The organism is Pelovirga sp. C15f, assembly GCF_057178085.1.
Genome location: NZ_JBXUCV010000002.1, coordinates 443156 through 463501, shown reverse-complemented (window position 1 = coordinate 463501; position 20346 = coordinate 443156). Strand labels below are relative to the sequence as shown.

At 53.2% G+C, this 20346-nt stretch carries 21 protein-coding genes; 14 read left to right on the top strand and 7 right to left on the bottom strand.

Features of this window, described 5'->3' with window-relative positions; translation table 11 throughout:
• Window positions 1-74: 74 nt before the first annotated feature.
• Entirely contained in the window at window positions 75-995 is a 921-nt protein-coding gene (locus tag AC1931_RS07350) for a patatin-like phospholipase family protein (protein WP_483876597.1), read from the bottom strand.
• 235 nt (window positions 996-1230) lie between these two features.
• Here AC1931_RS07350 and AC1931_RS07345 point away from each other — a divergent pair, with 235 nt between their 5' ends.
• The 6 genes from AC1931_RS07345 (at window position 1231) to AC1931_RS07320 (ending at window position 5421) form a co-directional block, all read left to right on the top strand.
• Window positions 1231-2496: an MgtC/SapB family protein gene (locus AC1931_RS07345; protein ID WP_483876596.1), complete on the top strand. Its 1266-nt coding sequence runs from the start codon at window positions 1231-1233 to the stop codon at window positions 2494-2496.
• 163 nt (window positions 2497-2659) lie between these two features.
• Window positions 2660-3181 (top strand): glycine/sarcosine/betaine reductase selenoprotein B family protein, encoded by a 522-nt coding sequence (locus AC1931_RS07340; protein ID WP_483876595.1) that lies wholly within the window; start codon window positions 2660-2662, stop codon window positions 3179-3181.
• A 168-nt stretch (window positions 3182-3349) separates the two neighbouring features.
• Complete coding sequence (locus AC1931_RS07335) at window positions 3350-3487, top strand: hypothetical protein (RefSeq protein ID WP_483876594.1); 138 nt, start codon at window positions 3350-3352, stop codon at window positions 3485-3487.
• Window positions 3488-3492: 5 nt separating this feature from the next.
• A complete protein-coding gene (locus AC1931_RS07330; RefSeq protein ID WP_483876593.1) occupies window positions 3493-4344 on the top strand; it encodes a carbon-nitrogen hydrolase family protein in 852 nt (283 codons plus the stop codon).
• Entirely contained in the window at window positions 4341-4961 is a 621-nt protein-coding gene (locus AC1931_RS07325; protein WP_483876592.1) for a DNA-3-methyladenine glycosylase I, read from the top strand. Before AC1931_RS07330 ends, AC1931_RS07325 begins: the two co-directional genes overlap by 4 nt.
• Before the next feature lie 79 nt (window positions 4962-5040).
• On the top strand, window positions 5041-5421 hold the full coding sequence (locus tag AC1931_RS07320) for a hypothetical protein (RefSeq protein ID WP_483876591.1): 381 nt from the start codon (window positions 5041-5043) through the stop codon (window positions 5419-5421).
• Window positions 5422-5425: 4 nt separating this feature from the next.
• On the opposite strand, the gene AC1931_RS07315 is transcribed toward AC1931_RS07320, so the two are convergent.
• From AC1931_RS07315 to AC1931_RS07305, 3 genes are all read right to left on the bottom strand, one after another.
• Window positions 5426-5671: a hypothetical protein gene (locus AC1931_RS07315; RefSeq protein ID WP_483876590.1), complete on the bottom strand. Its 246-nt coding sequence runs from the start codon at window positions 5669-5671 to the stop codon at window positions 5426-5428.
• A 7-nt stretch (window positions 5672-5678) separates the two neighbouring features.
• Window positions 5679-6509 (bottom strand): GGDEF domain-containing protein, encoded by an 831-nt coding sequence (locus tag AC1931_RS07310; RefSeq protein WP_483876589.1) that lies wholly within the window; start codon window positions 6507-6509, stop codon window positions 5679-5681.
• 208 nt (window positions 6510-6717) lie between these two features.
• Window positions 6718-7896 (bottom strand): MalY/PatB family protein, encoded by a 1179-nt coding sequence (locus tag AC1931_RS07305; RefSeq protein ID WP_483876588.1) that lies wholly within the window; start codon window positions 7894-7896, stop codon window positions 6718-6720.
• Between the two features lie 215 nt (window positions 7897-8111).
• Here AC1931_RS07305 and AC1931_RS07300 point away from each other — a divergent pair, with 215 nt between their 5' ends.
• The gene (locus AC1931_RS07300; RefSeq protein WP_483876587.1) at window positions 8112-8582 is read left to right on the top strand and encodes a DUF4920 domain-containing protein; all 471 of its coding nucleotides are present in this window, start codon (window positions 8112-8114) and stop codon (window positions 8580-8582) included.
• A gap of 7 nt (window positions 8583-8589) precedes the next feature.
• A complete protein-coding gene (locus tag AC1931_RS07295) occupies window positions 8590-9141 on the top strand; it encodes a PepSY-associated TM helix domain-containing protein (protein WP_483876586.1) in 552 nt (183 codons plus the stop codon).
• A 33-nt stretch (window positions 9142-9174) separates the two neighbouring features.
• Here AC1931_RS07295 and AC1931_RS07290 read toward each other — a convergent pair whose 3' ends face one another.
• From AC1931_RS07290 to fbp, 3 genes are all read right to left on the bottom strand, one after another.
• Window positions 9175-9792, bottom strand: a complete 618-nt coding sequence (locus tag AC1931_RS07290) for a class I SAM-dependent methyltransferase (protein WP_483876585.1) — start codon at window positions 9790-9792, stop codon at window positions 9175-9177.
• Window positions 9793-9829: 37 nt separating this feature from the next.
• A complete protein-coding gene (locus tag AC1931_RS07285) occupies window positions 9830-10453 on the bottom strand; it encodes a cation efflux transmembrane domain-containing protein (protein ID WP_483876584.1) in 624 nt (207 codons plus the stop codon).
• 176 nt (window positions 10454-10629) lie between these two features.
• Window positions 10630-11643 carry a class 1 fructose-bisphosphatase gene (gene fbp / locus AC1931_RS07280; RefSeq protein WP_483876583.1) on the bottom strand — a complete coding sequence of 338 codons (1014 nt, stop codon included), beginning with the start codon at window positions 11641-11643 and terminating at the stop codon, window positions 10630-10632.
• A gap of 434 nt (window positions 11644-12077) precedes the next feature.
• Here fbp and hypD point away from each other — a divergent pair, with 434 nt between their 5' ends.
• The 6 genes from hypD to AC1931_RS07250 all read left to right on the top strand — a co-directional run bounded on the left by hypD (window position 12078) and on the right by AC1931_RS07250 (window position 20313).
• Window positions 12078-14474, top strand: coding sequence for a trans-4-hydroxy-L-proline dehydratase (gene hypD, locus AC1931_RS07275; protein WP_483876582.1), 2397 nt, complete (start codon window positions 12078-12080; stop codon window positions 14472-14474).
• A 107-nt stretch (window positions 14475-14581) separates the two neighbouring features.
• The gene (locus tag AC1931_RS07270; protein ID WP_483876581.1) at window positions 14582-15490 is read left to right on the top strand and encodes a glycyl-radical enzyme activating protein; all 909 of its coding nucleotides are present in this window, start codon (window positions 14582-14584) and stop codon (window positions 15488-15490) included.
• Window positions 15491-15672: 182 nt separating this feature from the next.
• Entirely contained in the window at window positions 15673-16995 is a 1323-nt protein-coding gene (locus tag AC1931_RS07265) for a hypothetical protein (protein WP_483876580.1), read from the top strand.
• Window positions 16988-17917 carry a DMT family transporter gene (locus AC1931_RS07260; protein WP_483876579.1) on the top strand — a complete coding sequence of 310 codons (930 nt, stop codon included), beginning with the start codon at window positions 16988-16990 and terminating at the stop codon, window positions 17915-17917. Before AC1931_RS07265 ends, AC1931_RS07260 begins: the two co-directional genes overlap by 8 nt.
• Complete coding sequence (locus tag AC1931_RS07255) at window positions 17901-18773, top strand: DMT family transporter (RefSeq protein ID WP_483876578.1); 873 nt, start codon at window positions 17901-17903, stop codon at window positions 18771-18773. The genes AC1931_RS07260 and AC1931_RS07255 overlap by 17 nt, the downstream gene beginning before the upstream one ends.
• A gap of 250 nt (window positions 18774-19023) precedes the next feature.
• Window positions 19024-20313 carry a hypothetical protein gene (locus AC1931_RS07250; RefSeq protein ID WP_483876577.1) on the top strand — a complete coding sequence of 430 codons (1290 nt, stop codon included), beginning with the start codon at window positions 19024-19026 and terminating at the stop codon, window positions 20311-20313.
• Window positions 20314-20346 lie beyond the last annotated feature (33 nt).

Here is a 20346-nt window from a genome sequence, read left to right as displayed (position 1 = left end):
CCATATCTTATCCTTGGATCAGTTCAGCACCGGGACGGTGCTCCCATGTCAATCCGCAGAAGCGCGGATACAGTCTACTGATCTTTGAGAAAATCCCTGAGCTGCCGCTTCAACTCTTGAGCCGCAGGCGCAGAACGCTCGAGGGTCGCCGCGATACGATTAAAGTGCAACAAACGGATATCGCCGACCTCCGGCTTGATATAAATGTCCGGCTTTTGTAGGCGGATACGTGAGGCAATCAGGGATTGCTGCATGATTTCAAAGGTGCTGAACAAGGCCTCCGTCCAGTTTAGTTGTTGCTCTTCGCCTGGGGACCTTGAACCGGTCACATCGATCGCCACCACCAGGTCGTAAGCACCGTTCAGCAGGTCAAAGGGTAGCGGATTGGTGGTGCCGCCATCGACCAGCAACTGTTCCCCCAGCTGCACCGGCGAAAAGAGCCCGGGCACCGCCATGCTTGCCTCAATAGCTTGAAACAGATCGCCCTGCTTGAGCACAACCGTTTCACCACTCCAGTAATCCGTAGCAACTACCTCCAGAGGGATGTCAAGATCGTCAAAGGTACGCGCGTCAATTTTGCCGGCGAGAAATTTCAGGAACCCTCCTGAATCAATCAGTCCGCCATTATTGATATCGAGCTTGAGCAGATCACCCAGTTTTAATTCGCTATCTGAAAGGATCAGATGTGACAGCATATCCAGGTTGGACCCGCCGAATTCATCAAAGATCTTCCTGATTTCCTCAGCGCTTTGGCCGGCGGCGTAGAGTCCGCCGATGACGGCACCGATACTGGCACCAGTGATCTTCGCAGGCTTGATACCAAGGTCGTCAAATACCTGAAGCATGGCAATGTGGGCCAGCCCTGCGGCACCGCCCGAACCCAGTGCCAGGCCTATAGACGGCGCCGGATTTTTTTGTCCCGCACCAGCGGCAACAACAGCGGTCGACAGCAACATGGCTAGCATCAGCAGTCCTTTCGTCAGCAAGAATCTCATTTAAAAAAACCTTTTCACGACATTGCAGAAGATTCAGGTAGTGTCAACCTGAATAATACAGCAATAACTCCCACGATCAAACGATTACGATATAAAGGATATCCAGGGAGACGTCTTCTCAAACCAACCATCACCACCTGACGCAAGAGCAAACATCAAAAATATCGACTATACTTTTCCCACTAGTCACAGGTTAGACAACGATCGATCAAATCACTCTAAAGGAATCAGGAGCATGATCGAGCAGCCACACGATATAACCATAACCTTGCTGGTGGCCCTGGCCATAGGCCTGCTGATCGGTATTGAACGCGGCTGGAGTGATCGTGATGAAGAAGAGGGCACACGCATTGCGGGTGTTCGCACCTTCAGCCTCATCGGTCTGCTGGGTGCCGTTGCAGCGCTGCTCTCCCAACAAGCCGGCATCTGGTTGCTGTGCAGCGCTTTTCTGGCAGTTTCAGCCCTGATTATCGCTTCGCATATCCTCGGAGTCCACGCCGACAGGGACGTAGGTACAACCACTGCATTCACCATGATGTTGACATTTTCACTGGCCGCCTGGTCTGCCTATGACCAGCCAATCCCGGCTCTGGCAATAACAGTTGTCGTCATGGCCTTGCTGGGACACAAACCGGTTCTTCATGGTTTGCTGAAAAAAATTACTCCCCAGGACTTCTTTTCCGGTATCAAGCTGCTGATCATCTCCATCGTTCTTCTGCCGCTGCTGCCGAATCAGGGGTACGGACCCTGGAACGCCCTTAACCCCTACTGGATCTGGTGGATGGTTGTCCTGGTATCCGGTCTCTCATTTGCAGGATACCTTATTATTCAGGTGACCGGCAAAAAGACCGGCACAATCATCACCGCCGTTGCCGGGGGCCTGATCTCTTCCACCGCGACAACATTGACATTGGCTCGCTTTGCGCGGGAGGAGCAGAGCCGGAACCTGTTCGCCGCTGCCGTTCTGCTTGCATCCGCGATCATGTTCCCACGGGTGATGATCGAGATTATGATTGTAAACCCCGCCCTTTTTCACCCTCTGTGGATTCCGCTGATCGTCATGTTGATCGGCTTGCTCTGTGTTTTTTACCGACTCTGGCATCTGCAAAAGAAAGATCGGTCAGACAAGACCCCGCCGATTGAACACAAAAGTCCCCTGCAACTGGCCATGGCGCTGAAGATCGGCTTGCTGCTGGCAGCCATGTTGTTGCTGTCTGAAGCAGCAACAATCTGGTTTGGCGACCAGGGAATCTACGCGCTGGCACTGTTCTCCGGATTGATCGATGTGGATGCCATTAGCCTGTCACTAGCACACTCAGCCCAAAGTGACCTTGCTGGGGAGGTGGCCGCCAGGGGAATCCTGCTGGCCTGTACCACCAACACGCTGATCAAGGGGATCATCTTTAGCGTTATTGCCGGCATCAAAAAGCACCTTTTTCTTCCCTTGTGGATGGGGGCCGCCATCATTCCAGGACTGCTGATTGCTGCCCTGATGCTCTAAACCTCGGCCGTCAACCGCGCTCAACCGGTGTAATCTTTTGTCAACTTTTTCACTGTTGGACAGGTAGTTACTGTGACGCGCACCCCCACAGATTCAAATTTTTGAGTTGAAGCCTGATGTCACATGGATGACACCAGACCAACTTGTCGGTTAGTATCAAATCATGATCACTCTATCCCGAATAAAAAACCAGCAGCTGGCTCGTCTTGCCACCCGATTTCCAACATTGGCAAAGAAATTTACCGACAGCTACACCCCGCGAACAAGCGACGGGGATATTCCCTGGACGCTCCCTTCGCCTCCCCGGCACCAGGCAAAACTGGCCCTGGTCACCACTGCCGGCATCCATCATCGTCATCAGGTTCCTTTTGACATGAAGGACGCCAACGGTGACCCCAGCTACCGGGAACTGGATGCCGCCACTTTGTTCGAGGATTTTATCATTACCCACGATTACTATGACCATAGCGATGCCGACCGGGATCCCAATATCATCCTGCCGCTGGATCGCCTCAAAGAACTTGTCAACGAGAGGGTCCTCGGTAGTATTGGGGCAACGCACTACTCCTTCATGGGGCATATCGTCGGTCCTCACATCGACACACTGCTGAAGCACACCGCTGTCCAGGTAGCTGACAAACTGCGTGCCGATGGGGTGGATATCGTCCTGCTTACCCCTGGTTGAGGGATCTGTAATCAGTCCGTTGGACTGATTCAACGGGTTATTGAACAGGCCGGCATCGCGACCATCGGCATCACCATTGTCAGGGAGTACACGGATCAGGTAAAACCGCCACGGAGCATTTTTCTGCGCTGGCCCTTCGGTCATCCCCTGGGAGAACCTTTCAACCAGATGCAACAGCGCACGGTTGTCCTTGACTGCCTGGAACATCTCTACGCGATTCGGACACCCGGCGCCATTATTGATCTGCCCTATGTCTGGCGGCGCCATGATTTCAGTAATGAATCGTCGAAAAACAACAAGGAGTAAATGTCTTGCGTGCTGCCTGTCTGCAACTTAATTCTCAGGACAATGTTGACAGCAACCTTGCCACCATTGCCCGCCTGTTGGAAGAAGCCGCCAGGCACAATGTGAGGTTGGCGGCACTGCCTGAGATGTTCGCCTTCATGCATCCCGACCAGGGACGCAAGGAACACTTTGCCGCGCAGGAGGCACATCAAAAAGTCCTGCCTTTCCTTGCCGATCAGGCTCGTCGACACCGACTGACCATCGTCGGCGGCTCGCTGTTGCTGACCGGAGAAGATCAGCGGCTGCGCAACTGCTGCCCGGTCTTTTCTCCTGACGGCAACCTGATCACCAGCTACGATAAGATCCATCTGTTCGACAGCGATCTGGAGGATCAGAGTTACCGCGAATCCGAACAGGTGACCGCCGGCTCCTCGCCACAGATCGTTGCGGTGGGAGGGTGGCGCATCGGCCTGAGCATTTGCTACGACCTGCGCTTTCCTGAGCTGTTCCGCCACTACGCGAGCCATAAAAGCAGCATCCTGACGGTGCCCTCAGCCTTTGCCGTTCCAACCGGCAGTGTTCATTGGGACGTGTTGCTGCGAGCCCGCGCCATCGAAAATCAGGCTTACGTTCTCGCTCCTGCCCAGATCGGCACCCACCCCGGCGAGCGCAACACCTTCGGGCACAGCATGATCATCGATCCCTGGGGAATCGTCCTCGCCCAGGCACAAAATCATTCAATGACCGGGGAACTGATCATAGCCGATCTGAGCCGGGAGCGGCTTGACAAGGTCAGGCAACAACTTCCAGCTTTACAACATCGCCGGGATATGCTGTTTTCAACAGTCGCCTCCGCTGCCGGGGAACAGCCGTTATGAGCTCCGCCATGTATCCCGATCTCAAATCCAGATGTTCCTGGTGCGGCACCGACCCGCTCTATATCGATTACCACGACCATGAATGGGGTGTTCCTGATTTCGACGATAACCACCTGTTTGAAATGCTGATCCTGGAAGGGGCGCAGGCGGGTCTGAGCTGGCTGACTATTCTCAAAAAGAGAGAAAACTACCGAAGAGCTTTTGCCGGCTTTGATCCGGCCACCGTTGCTGCTTTCACGCCGGTCGATGTGGAACGGCTACTCCAGAATAGCGGGATAGTCCGTAATCGCCTTAAAATCGAAGCCGCCATCAAAAACGCCCGCGCGGTGCTCAATATTCAGAAAGAATCGGGTAGTCTGGCCAATTTCCTCTGGGATTTTGTCGAGGGCGTTCCCCGGCACAACAACTGGAACAGCGGCAGCGAGGTTCCGGCACGAACGCCGCTGTCCGAAGCCTTGAGTAAAGCCCTGAAACAGCGTGGTTGTAATTTTGTCGGCGCAACCATCTGCTATGCCTTCATGCAGTCGATCGGCATGGTCAACGATCACACCATCCACTGTTTCAGACACTCTGAAATCAGGCATACTGTTGACCACAGGCTACCATCAAGCCGTTGAAAAAACCTGACCTGCCTTGGCATTCGGGCACGATTTTGCTAATCTGCGCCATCCCTTTTTCAATGCACAGGATAACGCCATGAACCCAACCGAAAGATTTCAGCTCTACGGCCTGATGCTGTTCAGCGTTATCAGCTCTTTCGTCTTTGTTTTCTACACCGTCAATGTCTACTTCAGCGACGCCGCCACCACCTGGCTCAAAGGCTTTGCCTACGTCACCGGCGGTTACGGCCTGCTCAATATCTACGTACTGAGCTGGGCCTGGAACAGTCGCAGCGAATGGTCGGTCAAGGCCGATATGCTGCTGGCCGGCTGTTTTCTCGGGGTATTCATCATGAATGTCCTGCGCGACAGCTTCTACGGCGGGCTGACCGGTGTGGCTGCAGTGATCGTTCTGGCGGTGGTGTTGTACATCAACGTGCAGGCGGTGAAAAAGGTCTGCGAACGGGCAGGTTCTTGATCTTTCAGTCGGGACCAATCACCGTGCTTCCGTAACTGCAGCGCACATTGCTCCGCAGGCAGGTAAGTCGGTGGTGATTGTCAGCAAAGACATCCACGGAACGGTCGCTGCGCCGGGTGATGTGATGTGGATATCCCGGGACAGCCAGGGAGGCAAAACGTGCCATTTGCCCCTCAGGATCGACAACCTTAGTGTCATCACGATGAAGCAAAAAAATAACGCAATCATTTTCCTGCGACAAATTTTTCAAATCGGTATTATTTTCCCGGAAAAAACACGACCCGATTTCTTCCCTGCTCCTTTGCTGCGTACAATGCCTTATCGGCGCGCGCGACCATTTTAGTCTCATCATCTGATTCAGGGCAGAAGGTGCTCACCCCGATGCTGACCGTGAGCATAACATCCGGATACTTGCCTTTAGAATCAGCCGCTACCAGAGTGCGTCCTTCAATCCAGGAGCGCAGTCGCTCAGCAAGAATGAGAGCACCTTCAGATTCAGTGTATGGGAGCAGAACCACAAACTCCTCGCCGCCATAGCGGAACACGTAATCAAAGTCACGCACCGAGCCCTGTATCAGTTTTGCAAGAGAACGCAGCACCTCGTCGCCGAGTTGATGCCCGTAGCTATCATTGAATTTTTTAAAGTGGTCTACATCCATCATTAGAACGGACAGTTCGAGACCATAACGTCGTGCTTTTACGGCCTCCTGACACAGACATTTATCCAGATGCCGGCGATTATAGATACCCATCAGGGGATCGGTAATATTTTCCTGCTCCAAATGGCCCAGGCGCCGGATATCATCAGCCGTTCGCGCCGACAAACTACAGACAACCAGTACAAAAATAGCGCCGGCACAGAATATCGCCGGGACTACCATATCTGACCAGCGTTGGGCCTGGCCCCAAAACATCCACGCATAGACAAGATACCCAACAAAAAAGGAAACAATCAGACCGGACAAAAAAGTCCATGCTGTCCGACTGATGCTGTCTGGTAGACGCCGATACAGATGGCGGATTGGTGCAAGGGAAAAAATAAATATTACCGACCCGGCTAAAACCAGAAAGTTTGCCAGCACTTCCATTGTATCTGCCTCCGCCCCGCTTAAAAGTTGTTGGCAACATTTGACAATAACGCTGATACAGCGACACAAAGGCTCTATTGTGGCACATATTATAAGATCTTAACTATATCAATAATGCATACAGACCATATTTTCTCAACAGTCCCGCCGTGGCGCCGCACTTTTACCCTGATGTTACTTATCATATATACTTTGGAGAAAACCCGGTTCAGAGGTTGAATTCTGACGCGATCCGGTCAATGGCAGGATAGAGCTGGCAACGTGGATGGGCACAATTGATGCGGAACCAGCCAGCGCCGGCGGGACCGAAAAAGGTGCCGCCGGACAGGGCGACGCCGCTATTATCGACAAGGCGCCTGGAGACATCCTGCCAGGTGCCGTGGCGGCGGAAGTCACACCAGACCAGAAAAGTGGATTGCGGTTCCATGACCTCAATGCCCTTGATCGCGCCCAGACGGCGACAGACTTCGCGCGTCGTGTCATAGAGATAGGCGACCAGTTGCCGCTTGTATTCTGCCCCTTGGGGCGACAGGGCGGTGGCGATAGCGGTCTTTCCAAACAGATTGACGTCGCCTGCATGCACGGCGTTCTGCACCTGACGAAAGCGTTTGCGCAGGTTCGGGTCGGCGATGCAGCAGAAGGATGCCTGGAGTCCACTGGCATTGAAGGTTTTGCCGATGGAATGGGCCTGGATGCAGTGGCTATGCGCACCAGCGATGGAGAAGATGGAGGCGTTGCGGCGGGGAGGATAGACAATATCGGAATGGATTTCGTCGCAAAAGAGCACCACGTCGTTGGCTGCGCAGAGGCGTAAAACCTGTTCCAGTTCGTCCGGCGTCCAGACGCGCCCGCCGGGGTTGTGGGGGCTGCAGAACAGCAAGAGTTTGACAGCGGGGCGCGCAAGACAACTTTCCAGCTGGGCAAAGTCGATGTCATGGCGACCTTCGCATACGAGCAGGGGGCAATCGACGACATTACGACCGTTGCTGGTTACCGTGGTAAAGAAGGGTCCGTAGACCGGGGAGAGCAAAGCGACACTGTCACCCGGTTCGGTACAGGTCTGGATGGCCAGGCACATGCTGGTAACCACCGATGGTGAAAGCAGGATAGTGCTACGATCGATGTCAACCAAGTGCTGGTCCTTCAGCCACCACTGGATGGCAGCGAAAACCGCTTCGTACTGTTCGGTATAGCCGTACAGCGGATGAAGAACCCGCTCCTGTAATGCGTTGGTCAGAAACGCCGGCGCCGGCAGATCCATGTCCGCGACCCACAGTGGCGTCACGTCGGCGCGTCCAAAGAGGCGTTGGCGCGCTTCGTACTTTTCCGTGCACGTGCCTTCGCGCGATGGCGAATCATCGAAGTTGTAGATTACTTGCTGCTCCATGCCATAACCTCCGGGTATTCATCATGTCGACCAGCGACCGTGCCCACCTCAAAAAGAGGACATTCTATATTGTTCCTTTAGTGGAGAAAAGGAAGTCCTCCCAAAAACCGCTTTGACAACTTCCAGACCCGGAGTATAGTATCCGTCGATTTCCATATAGATTCCGTCATCACAGCTGCTCCTAAGTTGTCATGATTCACGGCTGGAGGCCCTTTATGAAAAATTGGTTCGGTATTAGTCTGGTGTTGTTGCTGGTGGGTTGGTTTTCATCGCCACTGTACGCGCAATCCTTTGGTGCACCATTGTCACTCAAGGAAACTACTTCTATTTCAGCGATTCTTGAAGACCCGGACAGCTATGTCGGCAAAACCCTGCAGGTCAAAGGCCTGGTTGTCAATGTGTGTGCTTCTCGTGGGTGCTGGATGTCGATTGCCGGCGAAAGACCCTTTGAACAACTGCGCTTTAAGGTGGAAGATGGAGAAATGGTCTTCCCCATGACCGCCCGTGGGAAAACCGCAACGGTCGAAGGTGTCCTGCAAAAATTTGTTTTGAGCAAGGAAGATGTTATTGCGTACCAGACACGTCATGCTCAACAGACCGGCGAGTCTTTTGATCCGGCAACGGTAACCTCGGGCGAGACTTATTTTCAGCTGCGTGGGCTCGGTGCCGTTATTGAGGACCTTTAGCCAGGGCATGAGCTTTCGGCGCTTTAATCATGCCCTGCATCGCGATGTCGGCTATCTTTGTATCGGCTTGACCCTGATATATGCGCTCTCGGGTATTGCCGTGAATCACCTGCACGACTGGAATCCTAACTACACCCTGGAAAGAACCGTTGCAAAGATTCCACCGAACCCTTATCGAGGTGTTATCAGTGAAGCGATGGCCCTTGATCTGCTGCGGCTTATCGGTGAGCGGCCCACCTACGAGAATCTATTTCAGCCCGACCCTGAATCCCTGATGGTGTTTATCGATGGTCGGGTGATTCAGTTCCATCTGCCGACCGGAGTTGTCGAGTATGAACGCGTCACCAGGCGCCCGGTCTGGCATGCCCTCAATTTCATCCATCTCAATCATGCAAACAAAGCCTGGACATGGATCGCTGATGCCTATGCGGTTGGCTTGATCCTGTTGAGCCTGACCGGTCTCGCTCTTTTGCCCAAGGGAAGACTGAGGGTGCGTTGTCTTGCCTTTTCCGTCATCGGCATCCTGATACCGATCATCCCGCTGCTGCTGTATTACTGATTGTTGCCCTCGAAAAATTCATTGCGCAGGCACTTAGCGCGGCACAGCAGTCCCCCAGAAGTTGAAGCTGGCCGGACGCCAGCCCGATATGTACATGCTGTCCAGGTGTTTGATCCGGAAACCACCCGCTTCAATTTGCTCCGGGATCATACGATTCAGATGACAGCCTCCTCCAATTCTCTTCCAGAGCGGATTGATCCGCTCCTGCCAGCGGCGAACACAAGCATCCGGCGCGGCACCATGCTCACAAAAAATCAGTTCACCTTCTGGCCGCAGCACCCTGCGCATCTGTAAAAGGGCCGGAAGGGTATCGGCAATGGAGCACAGGGTGTAGGTAACCACCACGGTATCTACGCTGTTATCCCCAAGCGGGATGTCAGCACCCGGCAGACCGATGAAATCCACCTCGAAGGGAACTGAATCCGCGGCCCGACGGGCCATGGTGATCATCTCCGACGCGGGATCAAGTCCCCAGACCTTGCTGACCCTGGTTGGGTCATAGTAAGGCAGATTCAAACCTGTACCAATGCCAACCTCCAGCACCTGTCCACGAGCATGTGGTATCACCTTCTCGCGCTGGCGCCTTACCTGCTTCAGGCCGCAGGCACAATGGACAGCTTTGGGGAGGAGGTAGCTGCTGTAAAATCCCATAAATTCATTTACCCTGCTGGTTGAAGATACGGCCTGCCTATAGGTGAAGGCCGGGAGGGTCGATCTGCTTCAGCGATTTTTTGGTGATGATGATGCCGGATCTCAGCAGGTAGAGGAACAGAATCCCGCCAAGCAGCATATCAGGAATCCACGAATTGAAATACCAGACCAGCCCGGAGGCGACAATAACCGATGAGTTGGTGACGATATCGTTGCGCGAACAATGCCAGACCGATTCCATGTTCAGATCATCGTTGCGGTGCTGCCACAACAAACCGAGACAGATGAGGTTGGCGATGAGAGCGGCAATCGCAAATCCGCCCATCACCAGGTAGACCGGTACCTCAAGGGTGTACCATTTCACCCCTAAACTGATAATAACCGCCACGGCGCCAAGCAGAATCAATAGTCCTTTAAACAGCGAAACTTTTGCTTTTTGCAGCGAGCTTTTTCCCACCGCCCAGATACTGACACCGTAAGTGATAGCATCGCCGAGATTATCAAAGCTGTCGGCAAAGAGCGATACCGTGCTCCCCCAGATCGATCCGGCAACCAGGACAAAAAACATGACAAAATTGATGAGCAGAACCATCCATAGCGTTCTTTTCTGAGCCGCAGAATCAACCTGAATTTCGCACCCTGAATCGCAACAACCGGCCATGAAGCTCCTTTGTCCCCGCTTTACAAAAGTTCCTGTAGTCACAAAGACTTCGGGACAGAAAGACAGAGTCATTTCAATATACGACCAAAATAGTCATGTATATTTTTACCACAGCGTCGATGTAACTACAATCATATCGAAAATCCCGGCGAATTCCGGGCTTTGCCGGGGGAGAGTTACTCTTCTTTAAACTTAGCAATGAACTCGTGTGCTGTCGCCATCATCTCCGGTGACCCGGTAAAGAAGGGGACGCGTTGATGTAACTCAGTAGGCTTCAGGTCAAGAATGGGATTGCAACCATCAGTAGCCAGCCCACCAGCTTGCTCTGCCAGGAAGGCAATGGGATTACATTCATACAATAAGCGTAATTTACCTGACGGTGCCTGTGCCGTTTGCGGGTAAATATAGATACCCCCTTTGAGTAAGTTACGGTGAAAGTCCGCAACCAGGGAACCAATGTAGCGTGAAGTATAAGGGCGGTTGGTTGATTCATCTTTTTCCTGGCAATATTTCAGGTATTTTTTCACCCCTAGTGGAAATTTGATGTAATTGCCTTCATTGATTGAATAAATCTTACCGGTTTTCGGAATTGTGAGAGATTCATGGGATAGACAGAACACTCCAATTGATGGGTCATAGGTGAAGCCATGAACACCATGACCAGTCGTGAAAACAAGCATGGTTGAAGAACCATAAATAACATAGCCTGCGGCAACCTGTTTTCGGCCGACTTGCAGGAAGTCTTCCATGTTGACAGTACCACCAAGCGGAGAGACGCGGCGGTAGATCGAGAAGATTGTACCAACAGAGACATTCACATCAATATTTGACGAGCCATCCAGCGGATCCATCAGAACAATATAGTTGCCGTTACGACTATTTTTGTTGTCAAAAAATACGTAATTGTCTTCTTCTTCGGATGCGATGCCACAGACCTCACCGCGCGCGATGAGTGCATTTTTAAATATCTCATTCGCATACATATCAAGTTTTTGCTGCTGTTCGCCCTGTATATTTTCTACGCCGCTGGCACCGGTAATATCAACCAGACCAGCCTTGTTGATTTCGCGGTTAACAATTTTTGCCGCAAGCTTGATCGCGCTTAATAGTGCGCTTAATTCACCTTTTGCGTGAGGGAAATCAGATTGCTTTTCAACGATGAATTCACCCAGTGTTTTTTGTATCGACATTGCAGCTCCTTATCAGGGAATAAAGGTTTAGATTTTCGACATTCTCTGTTAACTGTATAGTTGATTGGGATTCATGGGAACACCAAAATTTCGATATTTACTTGCAAGCAGGGAAACTGCAACAACTCAAACCAATGAACCCTGTGATCCTAAAACCGGCCCGGTCATATATTTGATTATGGATTTTTTATTCATATATAAATAATTATTTCAAAAACAACTCTGATCAAAGAACCCAACCTCTCCTAACATACTGACTTTACAGCAGCTAAAAACAGTCTCACATTGGCACCTTCTTTGCTGTTTCATAGTTATGCAATAATTGTTTCAACCTCGGACACCGCATTGTGGCTACCAGGCGTGCCCGGATAAACATAAGCCTGCTACATTCAGTGAACAACGACGTTTACTGCGATCATCCAATGGAGACAATCATGAACTCAACCAGCGCAACAGCCGCCCTGCCCGGCATGAACCCTCGCATCCAGCGCCTGCGTCAACAGAGCGTCGATACCGAGCCGAGTCTCTCCGTTGAACGAGCCTTGCATGAAACTGCTTTCTACAAAGAAAATTATGGCAAACACTCCATTCCGGTGCTGCGGGCGCTGAACTTTTACGATCACTGCAACAAAAAAACCATCTACATCGGCGACGATGAACTGATCGTGGGTGAACGGGGACCGCGGCCAAAGGCGGTGCCGACTTTTCCTGAGCTCACGTGCCACAGCGTTGATGATTTTCACGTCCTTAACACCCGCGACCAGCAGCGCTACACGATCAGCCAGGCAGACATCGATACCTACGCCCGTGAAGTGATCCCCTACTGGCAGGGCAAGACCATCCGTGAGCGGATTTTCAGCCATGTGCCGGATCTGTGGCGTGGCATGTACGAGGCCGGTCTGTTCACCGAATTCATGGAGCAGCGGGCACCGGGGCATACGGCTCTGGACGGACAGATTTACCGCAAAGGGATGCTTGATTATAAAAAGCAGATAAAATCAGAAATTGAACGTTTGGACTTTTTGAACGACCCTGGCTCTACCGACAAGCTTGAAGAGCTCAGAGCCATGGAAATTTCCTGTGATGCCGTGATCCGGTTCGCCGAGCGCCACGCCGACCTGGCCGAACAGATGGCAGCGACAGAAGTCAACTCAGAGCGCGCTGAAGAACTGCGCACCATCGCCGCAGTCTGTCGCCGGGTACCGGCCCATGCACCCCAAACCTTCCATGAGGCGATCCAGATGTACTGGTTTGTTCATCTGGGCACCATTACTGAATTGAACGGTTGGGATGCGATGAATCCAGGTCATTTTGATCAGCATCTGGCCCCCTTTTACGAAGCCGGTCTCAAGGACGCCAGCCTCACCCGCGAGCAGGCCAAGGAACTGCTGTGCTGTTTCTGGATCAAGGTCAACAATCAGCCGGCCCCCCCCAAGGTCGGCATCACTGCGCGCGAAAGTGGCACCTACAATGATTTTACCAACATCAATATCGGTGGCATTACCAGCGACGGACGCGACGGCGTGAACGAAGTCTCCTATATCATGCTCGAAGTGATTGAGGAATTGCATATCCTTCAACCGGGCAGCTCGGTTCATATCAGCGCGAAAACCCCTGACCGCTTCCTTAATGCCGCCTGTCGGGTCATCCGCCAGGGGCACGGTTATCCGTCAATCTTTAATCCCGATGTTTATGTCACCGAACTTCTGCGCCAGGGAAAATCTTTGCGGGATGCCCGCGAGGGCGGGTGCAGCGGCTGCATCGAGGTCGGCGCTTTCGGCAAGGAAGCTTTTGTCCTGACCGGCTATCTCAATGTGCCGAAAATTCTGGAAATCACTCTGCACAATGGGGTCGACCCATTAACCGGCAAGCAGGTCGGCCTGGCCACTGGTGAGCCGCTGACCTTTACCGGCTACGAAGAGCTCTATGCCGCCTTTATCAAACAGCTTGAGTTTGTTGTTGATACCAAGATCCGCGTCAGCAATTACATTGATCGCATGTTCGCCAAGTACGCTCCGGCACCCTTCTTGTCGGTGGTAATCGAGGACTGCATCAGCAAGGGACGCGACTACTATGACAGCGGCCCGCGCTACAACACCAACTACATTCAATGCACCGGTCTGGGGACAGTCACCGACAGCCTTGCCACCCTCAAAAAACATGTTTTTGACGATGGTGCTTTCACCATGGAACGGGTTCTTGGTGCCCTGGCAAATAATTTCGAGGGTGAAGAGTTTCTGCGTCAGACCATCCTCAACCGCACCCCCTTCTTCGGCAACGACGACGATTACGCCGACGATATCGCCGTCCGCGTCTACAATGATCTGCTTGCTGCCATCGACGGCAAACCCAACACCAAGGGGGAGAGTTTTCACCTCAACATGCTCTCGACCACCTGCCATATCTACTTCGGAAAAATGCTCGGGGCCACGCCCAACGGACGCCTTTCCGGCAAGTCAATCTCCGACGGCACCTCCCCCTCCCACGGCGCCGACACCCACGGTCCCTCGGCAGTTATCCGCTCCCTGACCAAGCTCGATCATACTCTCTCCGGCGGTACCCTGCTCAATCAGCGTTTTCTGCCGAGTCTGCTCAAGCGCGATGAGGACATCAAAAAACTCGGCCAACTGGTCCGCAGCTATTTCACCCTCGGCGGCCATCATATCCAGTTCAATATCGTCGATACCGACACCCTCAAAGCCGCGCAGGAACATCCGGAAGAGTATAAGGACCTGCTCGTACGCATGGCCGGCTACAGCGATTACTTCAACGACATGAACGCCGATCTGCAGCAGGAAGTGATTGAACGCACGGAGAATGAGAGCTTTTGAGGGCAGAATACAGATAAAGCAGAATGTAGAATACAGGAGACAGCATACAGAAGAAGGCTTTTGGTTTTTGTATTCTGAATTCTGTATTCTATATTCCAAGGTTCTACATGAAGTTTCCCCTAATATTTGACATCAAGCGCTACGCCATCAATGATGGTCCCGGTATTCGTCTGGCCATTTATTTCAAAGGCTGTTCCCTGCGCTGCGCCTGGTGCCACAACCCGGAAAGCATTGTGCCGCAGGCGCAAAAACTCTTCGCCCCGGAACGCTGCTTTGGCTGTGGGGAGTGCGTCAAGGCCTGTCCACATCAAGCCCTGGAGCTAACGGAAAAAGGAATTCGCACCGACAGCGAACGCTGCACCCTCTGTGGCGAGTGTGCACGCATTTGCCCGACCAGAGCGATGGAGATATCGGGCGAAGAAAAATCCATTGATGAACTGATGACAATTATTGAACGCGAACAACACCTGTTTGACCAGTCCGGTGGCGGGGTGACGGTGTCCGGTGGTGAACCCCTGCTCTATCCCGATTATCTGTTTGAACTGTTTGATCGCTGCGGCGAGCGCCGGATTCACCGCGCCATTGATACTGCCGGCCATATCCCCGAGGAAAACCTGATTGCCGCTACAGAGCGCGCCGAGCTGTTTTTATTTGACCTCAAACTGATCGATAACGAACGTCACCAGCGTTTCACTGGCGTTGATAATCGCCTGATCCTCTCCAACCTGCGCGCCCTTGCCGCAACCGGTGCACAGATCCAGATCCGCATCCCTCTGATCAAGGGGATCAATACCAGTGATGCAGACCTTCGGGCTTTTGCTGAAATGATCGCCGATTTACCGGGCGAAAAAAAGGCTGTTGCCCTGCTCCCTTATCATGCTATAGCCGTCCACAAATATCGCAAACTCGGATCAACCTACCAGGAAGATGCATTGCAGACACCTGAGCAGAAAGATCTGGAAGGCGCTATTGACTGGTTTTCGCACCACGGACTAAGTGCCTCGGTTGGCGGCTAATTTTTCAATTTTTAGACCAATCGGGGTGGGGGCGTGGTTTCCATGACAAGGGTGTCTGTCGCCATGGAGGGCGACAGTCAAACGGCCATGGAGGGCGAAAAGTGTCCCTTGACATGGGAATCACGACCCCATTCCTCAGACACCTGAAATTGATTTCTAACTTGCTAAGAACACACCCGACCATGACCCAAAATCCGCAACCAGCAACCTATCCCCAGATCTTCCGTTTCTGGCTGCCCCTGGCCGCCACCTGGCTGATGATGGCGGTTGAAGGCCCTTTTATCGCCGCCATCATCGCGCGCATGGGCGCCGAAGCCGTCAATCTCGCCGCCTACGGCGTCGCTTTCGCCTTCGCCCTGGTCGCCGAAGCGCCGGTGATCATGCTCTTAAGCTCAGCCACCGCCCTGTGCAAAGATCGTATCAGCTACCGGCGTCTGCGCCATTTTTCCATTGCCTTAAGTCTTGCGGTCACGCTGGCCCTGGCCCTGTTTCTGCTCCCCCCGGTCTATGATCTGGTGGTACGCACCCTCATCGATCTACCCACGGAAGTCGCCGATCTGACCCGCACCGCCCTGTTTTTTCTGCTCCCCTGGCCCGGTGCCATCGGCCTGCGGCGGTTTTATCAGGGAGTCCTGATCGCCGACCACAATACCCGCCGGGTCGCCCTGGCCACCATTTTTCGTATCAGCTTCATGGGCACTACGGCGGTTTTCTGCTATCTGACTACCGCTATCAGCGGCGCCGTCATTGGCGCCCTGGCCCTCTCGAGCGGGGTTGTCGCCGAAGCCCTGATGACCCGGGTCCTGGCCCACAAGGCCGTTGCCGTACTGCTGGCAAAGGAGCCGCAACCGGACGCCAACATCCCCAGCTATCGTGAAATCTGGGATCATTATCTTCCCCTGGCCCTGACGCCCCTGATCGGGTTGTCAGTGCATCCCATGGTGACCTTTTTTTTAAGCCGTGCTCCCAATCCGGTAGAATCCCTGGCCGTAATGCCGGTCATCTATGGGCTGACCTTTGTCTTTCGTGCCGTTGGTCTTTCCTATCAGGAAATTGCCATTGCTTTGCTCGGTGAGAATAAAGACAATTATCCCAGGGTACGCAATTTTGCAGCGCTGCTTGCCGTCGCCACCGGTAGCTGCCTGACCCTGATTGCCCTGACGCCGCTTAATCGCATCTGGTTTGAAGATGTTTCCGGACTTACCCCGGCCCTGTCAGCTTTTGCCGTAACGCCACTACAGGTAATGGCGCTGTTTCCAACACTAACGGTGCTTATCTGTTTCCAGCGCTCCATCCTTATCGTAACGCGCCTGACCAGACCGGTCTCCATCGCCACCGCGGTTGAGGCGACAGTTATTTTTATGCTGATGTTTGGCGCGCTGGTATACTTGCCTCTGACCGGTGCCACGGCTGCAGCCGGCGCTTATGTTATTGCACGACTGGCAGGCGTTGCGCTGTTGCAACGCCCCGTCAGCAGACAAATTATCAAGGAATATCATGCCTGAACTCAACCAACACAGGTTGTCATCCTATTCCCCGGCAGTCGGGCCCTGGTTGGTGCTCGGCGCAGCAATGCTCTGGGGCACCACCGGCACCGCCCAGGCTTTTGCGCCGGCCGGCTATGACTCAGCGGCGATTGGTGCCCTGCGCCTGCTGGTGGGTGGCATCGCCCTGCTCCTGCTGACCCTCTACCGCAAGGAATTTGGATCTTTTCGTGACTGGCAGCTGCGTCCCCTGCTGCTGGCCGCCTTTTTTACCGCTGCCTACCAGCTGACTTTTTTCAGTGCTGTGGCCAAAACCGGCGTTGCCGTCGGCACCGTTGTCGGTATCGGCAGCGCACCCATCGCCGGTGGATTGCTCGGACTCATCTTCCGCGGTGAAAAACCGGGAAGACGCTGGTACGCCGCGACCCTGCTGGCAATTGTCGGGTGCATGCTCTTGGGCTTCAGCGGCGGTGATGTCACTGTCGATCCCATAGGGATTGCGCTTGCTATCTGTGCCGGCGCGGCCTATGCCGCCTACACCCTGATGATCAAGGGACTGTTGGAACGCCAGAGCCCCAACGCCGTGATGGCGATCGTGGTCTGCCTCGGGGCGCTGATACTATCACCGGCGTTATTCAGAATCGAGCCGGAATGGCTACTGCAACCAGGCTCGATCATGGTAATCCTGCACCTGGGATTGGCGACCATGGCCCTGTCCTACTGGCTGTTTGCCCGGGGGCTTCAGACCGTCGCCGTCGGTAGCGCCGTCACCCTCTCCCTGGCCGAACCGATGACGGCAGCATTACTGGGAATTTTTGTTCTTGGCGAAATTCTCAATCTGCAGGCCGGTCTTGGCATTGTCCTGATCTTTTCCGGGTTAGCTGTCCTGGTGATCCGCCGACGTTCGCCCAAACCGGGGAGCATCCATGAATCAGCAGCGTAAAGCTTTGCTCTTCGGCCTGGCGGCGGTACTGCTGTGGTCAACAGTGGCCACCGCTTTCAAGCTCTCCCTGCGCCATTTCACACCGATTGAATTGCTGCTCTACTCGGGCGTCTTCTCAACGGCACTGCTGGGCATGATCCTTCTGTATCAGGGCAAAATCCGTCTCATCTTCCAATGCAGCCGCCAGGAATACCTGCTCTCCATTTTCCTGGGTTTTTTAAGTCCCTTCCTTTATTACCTGATCCTGTTCAAAGCCTACGATCTGCTCCCGGCCCAACAGGCACAGCCATTGAATTACACCTGGGCCATTGTCCTGTCGTTGCTGGCGGTTCCCCTGCTCAAGCAACAGATCCGCTGGCAGCAATGGCTGGCCCTGGTCATCAGCTACTGCGGCGTGGTAGTCATTTCTACCGAAGGCAACATCCTCAGCCTGACATTCACCAGTCCCCTGGGCGTGGCCCTGGCGCTGCTCAGCACCGTCGTCTGGGCGTTGTACTGGATCTATAATACCCGCGACCAGCGCGATCCGGTGGTCGCCTTGTTTGTCAATTTTCTTTTCAGTTTCCCTTTTGTTCTGGGCTACTACCTGCTGACCAGCGAGCTGCGCCGCCCGCCGCTGGAAGGTCTGCTCGGCGCCGCCTATGTCGGCACCTTTGAGATGGGAGCCTGCTTTGTCCTGTGGCTGCTGGCAATGAAGCTCACCGACAATACCGCACGGCTCAGCAACTTGATTTTTCTGTCGCCGTTTTTATCCCTGGTGTTCATCTACTTTTTACTTGGAGAAAAAATCCTGCCGGCAACCTTTATTGGCCTGGTTCTGATCGTTGCCGGACTTCTTTGTCAGCGTCTACGCTGAGAGGATTTTGCCAGGGAAACCTAAGTTTTTCTCACATTAAGCGAATCAGATTGCTTGTTGTATTATGCTAATTATAGGTAATCTTCCTGTATGTTCTTAGCCTTACCTTTTTTTATTTCCTTTAAAAGTTGAGCAGTTGAGTAAAGATAAAAAACTAGACTTTACCCATGATCTTGCTACACTGCGCTGACGTACTGCCACTGTGAAAATTGATAAAGGGTCGCATGATATTCCTTGCTCTGGAGGTTCCATGGAAGTGAGAGGACTTATTGCGTTTTACGCCAGCCTGATTTTCTCCCTCGCCTTAATCCTGCCTCTGCCGCTTTCCGCTGCAGAATTAAACTTTCAATCCGACACCATACTACGCGTGCTGGAGCGGGATACCACTACAGATGATTCCGCAGCTGTTTTACCGCTTTATGAGTATCTTCAGGTTGACCTCGGGGAAGGCGGTGAAAAAGGTCTCTCCTTCCACCTGTATGGTTGGGGACGCTGGGATATGGCGGATAATAATTACTACGAAGACAGCGCGGAAGCTGAACTTCTCTACGGCTATCTCGAATACAATGGTGAGCAAGCCAATTTCAGAACCCGGCTGGGGCGCCACTACATTTTTTCAGGTGTGACAAATGAAACCGTCGACGGGTTAAGTGTTCGCTCCGATCTGGGTAAATATTTCTCCGGTTCTGTTTACGCAGGCCTGCCAGTTGCCTACGCCGATAGCAATGGTCGGGATGGCGATAGTATTTACGGCGGGCGAATCGCCAATCATCTGCCCGGTTGGTACGACCTGGGCTTGTCCTACCAGAAAATTCGTAGCGACAGTGAGGATGCCGAAGAGAAAGCCGGTCTGGATATTTCGGCCTATCTGCCTTACGCGGTCAATCTCTACGGTTTCACCACCTATAATCTCGACAGTGAAGAATGGTCCGAACATTCGTACGAATTGCGCTTTGCTGTTGGTCCGGTTCAGCTGCGTCCCTATTTTCAATATTTTCAGTATGACGATTATTTCGCCAACTCTGCGGAAGGGGCCAACCCTTTTCCAGGCTTGGCCAACACGGGCGAAAAGCTAAGTATTCTGGGTGCTGATGCGACTTTATCCGTCCTAGGCAGTTGGACTCTGATCGCCAACTTGAAGCAGTACGATTACGACGTTCTTGACGACACCGCCCTGTATTATTCAGGCCGGGCCATATGGACCAGCGACGAAAACAACCAGCTCGGTGGTGAGATCGGGATCATGGATGGGGACGAGGCACGGAATCGATATGTTTTATTACGCGCTTTCGGAGACTGGCGCCAGCTGCCTGAGATGTTGCCTTTCGGTAGGTTGAGCAGTGAGTTGATTTACGTTGATTATGACCAGCCGATCTATGGTGAAGACAGCTCGTTGTTCATCTCAGTGGGTGTCAGCAGAATGTTTCTTGACGACGCCCTTGAGTGCAAGCTGTCTGCAGACTTCAGTCAAGACCCCTATTATGACGAAGATCTTCGAGGAATGCTCAGCGTCAACTACCGGTTCGGGACTGACCTGTAATGTTCTTATTCTGATAAACCACAGGAGAAAAAA

Excerpts from the sequence above, each read along its gene's own strand:
- AC1931_RS07350 (WP_483876597.1), bottom strand. The coding sequence starts at position 995 with ATGAGATTCTTGCTGACGAAAGGACTGCTGATGCTAGCCATGTTGCTG.
- AC1931_RS07345 (WP_483876596.1), top strand. The coding sequence starts at position 1,231 with ATGATCGAGCAGCCACACGATATAACCATAACCTTGCTGGTGGCCCTG.
- AC1931_RS07340 (WP_483876595.1), top strand. The coding sequence starts at position 2,660 with ATGATCACTCTATCCCGAATAAAAAACCAGCAGCTGGCTCGTCTTGCC.
- AC1931_RS07335 (WP_483876594.1), top strand. The coding sequence starts at position 3,350 with ATGCAACAGCGCACGGTTGTCCTTGACTGCCTGGAACATCTCTACGCG.
- AC1931_RS07325 (WP_483876592.1), top strand. The coding sequence starts at position 4,341 with ATGAGCTCCGCCATGTATCCCGATCTCAAATCCAGATGTTCCTGGTGC.
- AC1931_RS07320 (WP_483876591.1), top strand. The coding sequence starts at position 5,041 with ATGAACCCAACCGAAAGATTTCAGCTCTACGGCCTGATGCTGTTCAGC.
- AC1931_RS07310 (WP_483876589.1), bottom strand. The coding sequence starts at position 6,509 with ATGGAAGTGCTGGCAAACTTTCTGGTTTTAGCCGGGTCGGTAATATTT.
- AC1931_RS07305 (WP_483876588.1), bottom strand. The coding sequence starts at position 7,896 with ATGGAGCAGCAAGTAATCTACAACTTCGATGATTCGCCATCGCGCGAA.
- AC1931_RS07300 (WP_483876587.1), top strand. The coding sequence starts at position 8,112 with ATGAAAAATTGGTTCGGTATTAGTCTGGTGTTGTTGCTGGTGGGTTGG.
- AC1931_RS07295 (WP_483876586.1), top strand. The coding sequence starts at position 8,590 with ATGAGCTTTCGGCGCTTTAATCATGCCCTGCATCGCGATGTCGGCTAT.
- AC1931_RS07290 (WP_483876585.1), bottom strand. The coding sequence starts at position 9,792 with ATGGGATTTTACAGCAGCTACCTCCTCCCCAAAGCTGTCCATTGTGCC.
- AC1931_RS07285 (WP_483876584.1), bottom strand. The coding sequence starts at position 10,453 with ATGGCCGGTTGTTGCGATTCAGGGTGCGAAATTCAGGTTGATTCTGCG.
- fbp (WP_483876583.1), bottom strand. The coding sequence starts at position 11,643 with ATGTCGATACAAAAAACACTGGGTGAATTCATCGTTGAAAAGCAATCT.
- hypD (WP_483876582.1), top strand. The coding sequence starts at position 12,078 with ATGAACTCAACCAGCGCAACAGCCGCCCTGCCCGGCATGAACCCTCGC.
- AC1931_RS07270 (WP_483876581.1), top strand. The coding sequence starts at position 14,582 with ATGAAGTTTCCCCTAATATTTGACATCAAGCGCTACGCCATCAATGAT.
- AC1931_RS07265 (WP_483876580.1), top strand. The coding sequence starts at position 15,673 with ATGACCCAAAATCCGCAACCAGCAACCTATCCCCAGATCTTCCGTTTC.
- AC1931_RS07260 (WP_483876579.1), top strand. The coding sequence starts at position 16,988 with ATGCCTGAACTCAACCAACACAGGTTGTCATCCTATTCCCCGGCAGTC.
- AC1931_RS07255 (WP_483876578.1), top strand. The coding sequence starts at position 17,901 with ATGAATCAGCAGCGTAAAGCTTTGCTCTTCGGCCTGGCGGCGGTACTG.
- AC1931_RS07250 (WP_483876577.1), top strand. The coding sequence starts at position 19,024 with ATGGAAGTGAGAGGACTTATTGCGTTTTACGCCAGCCTGATTTTCTCC.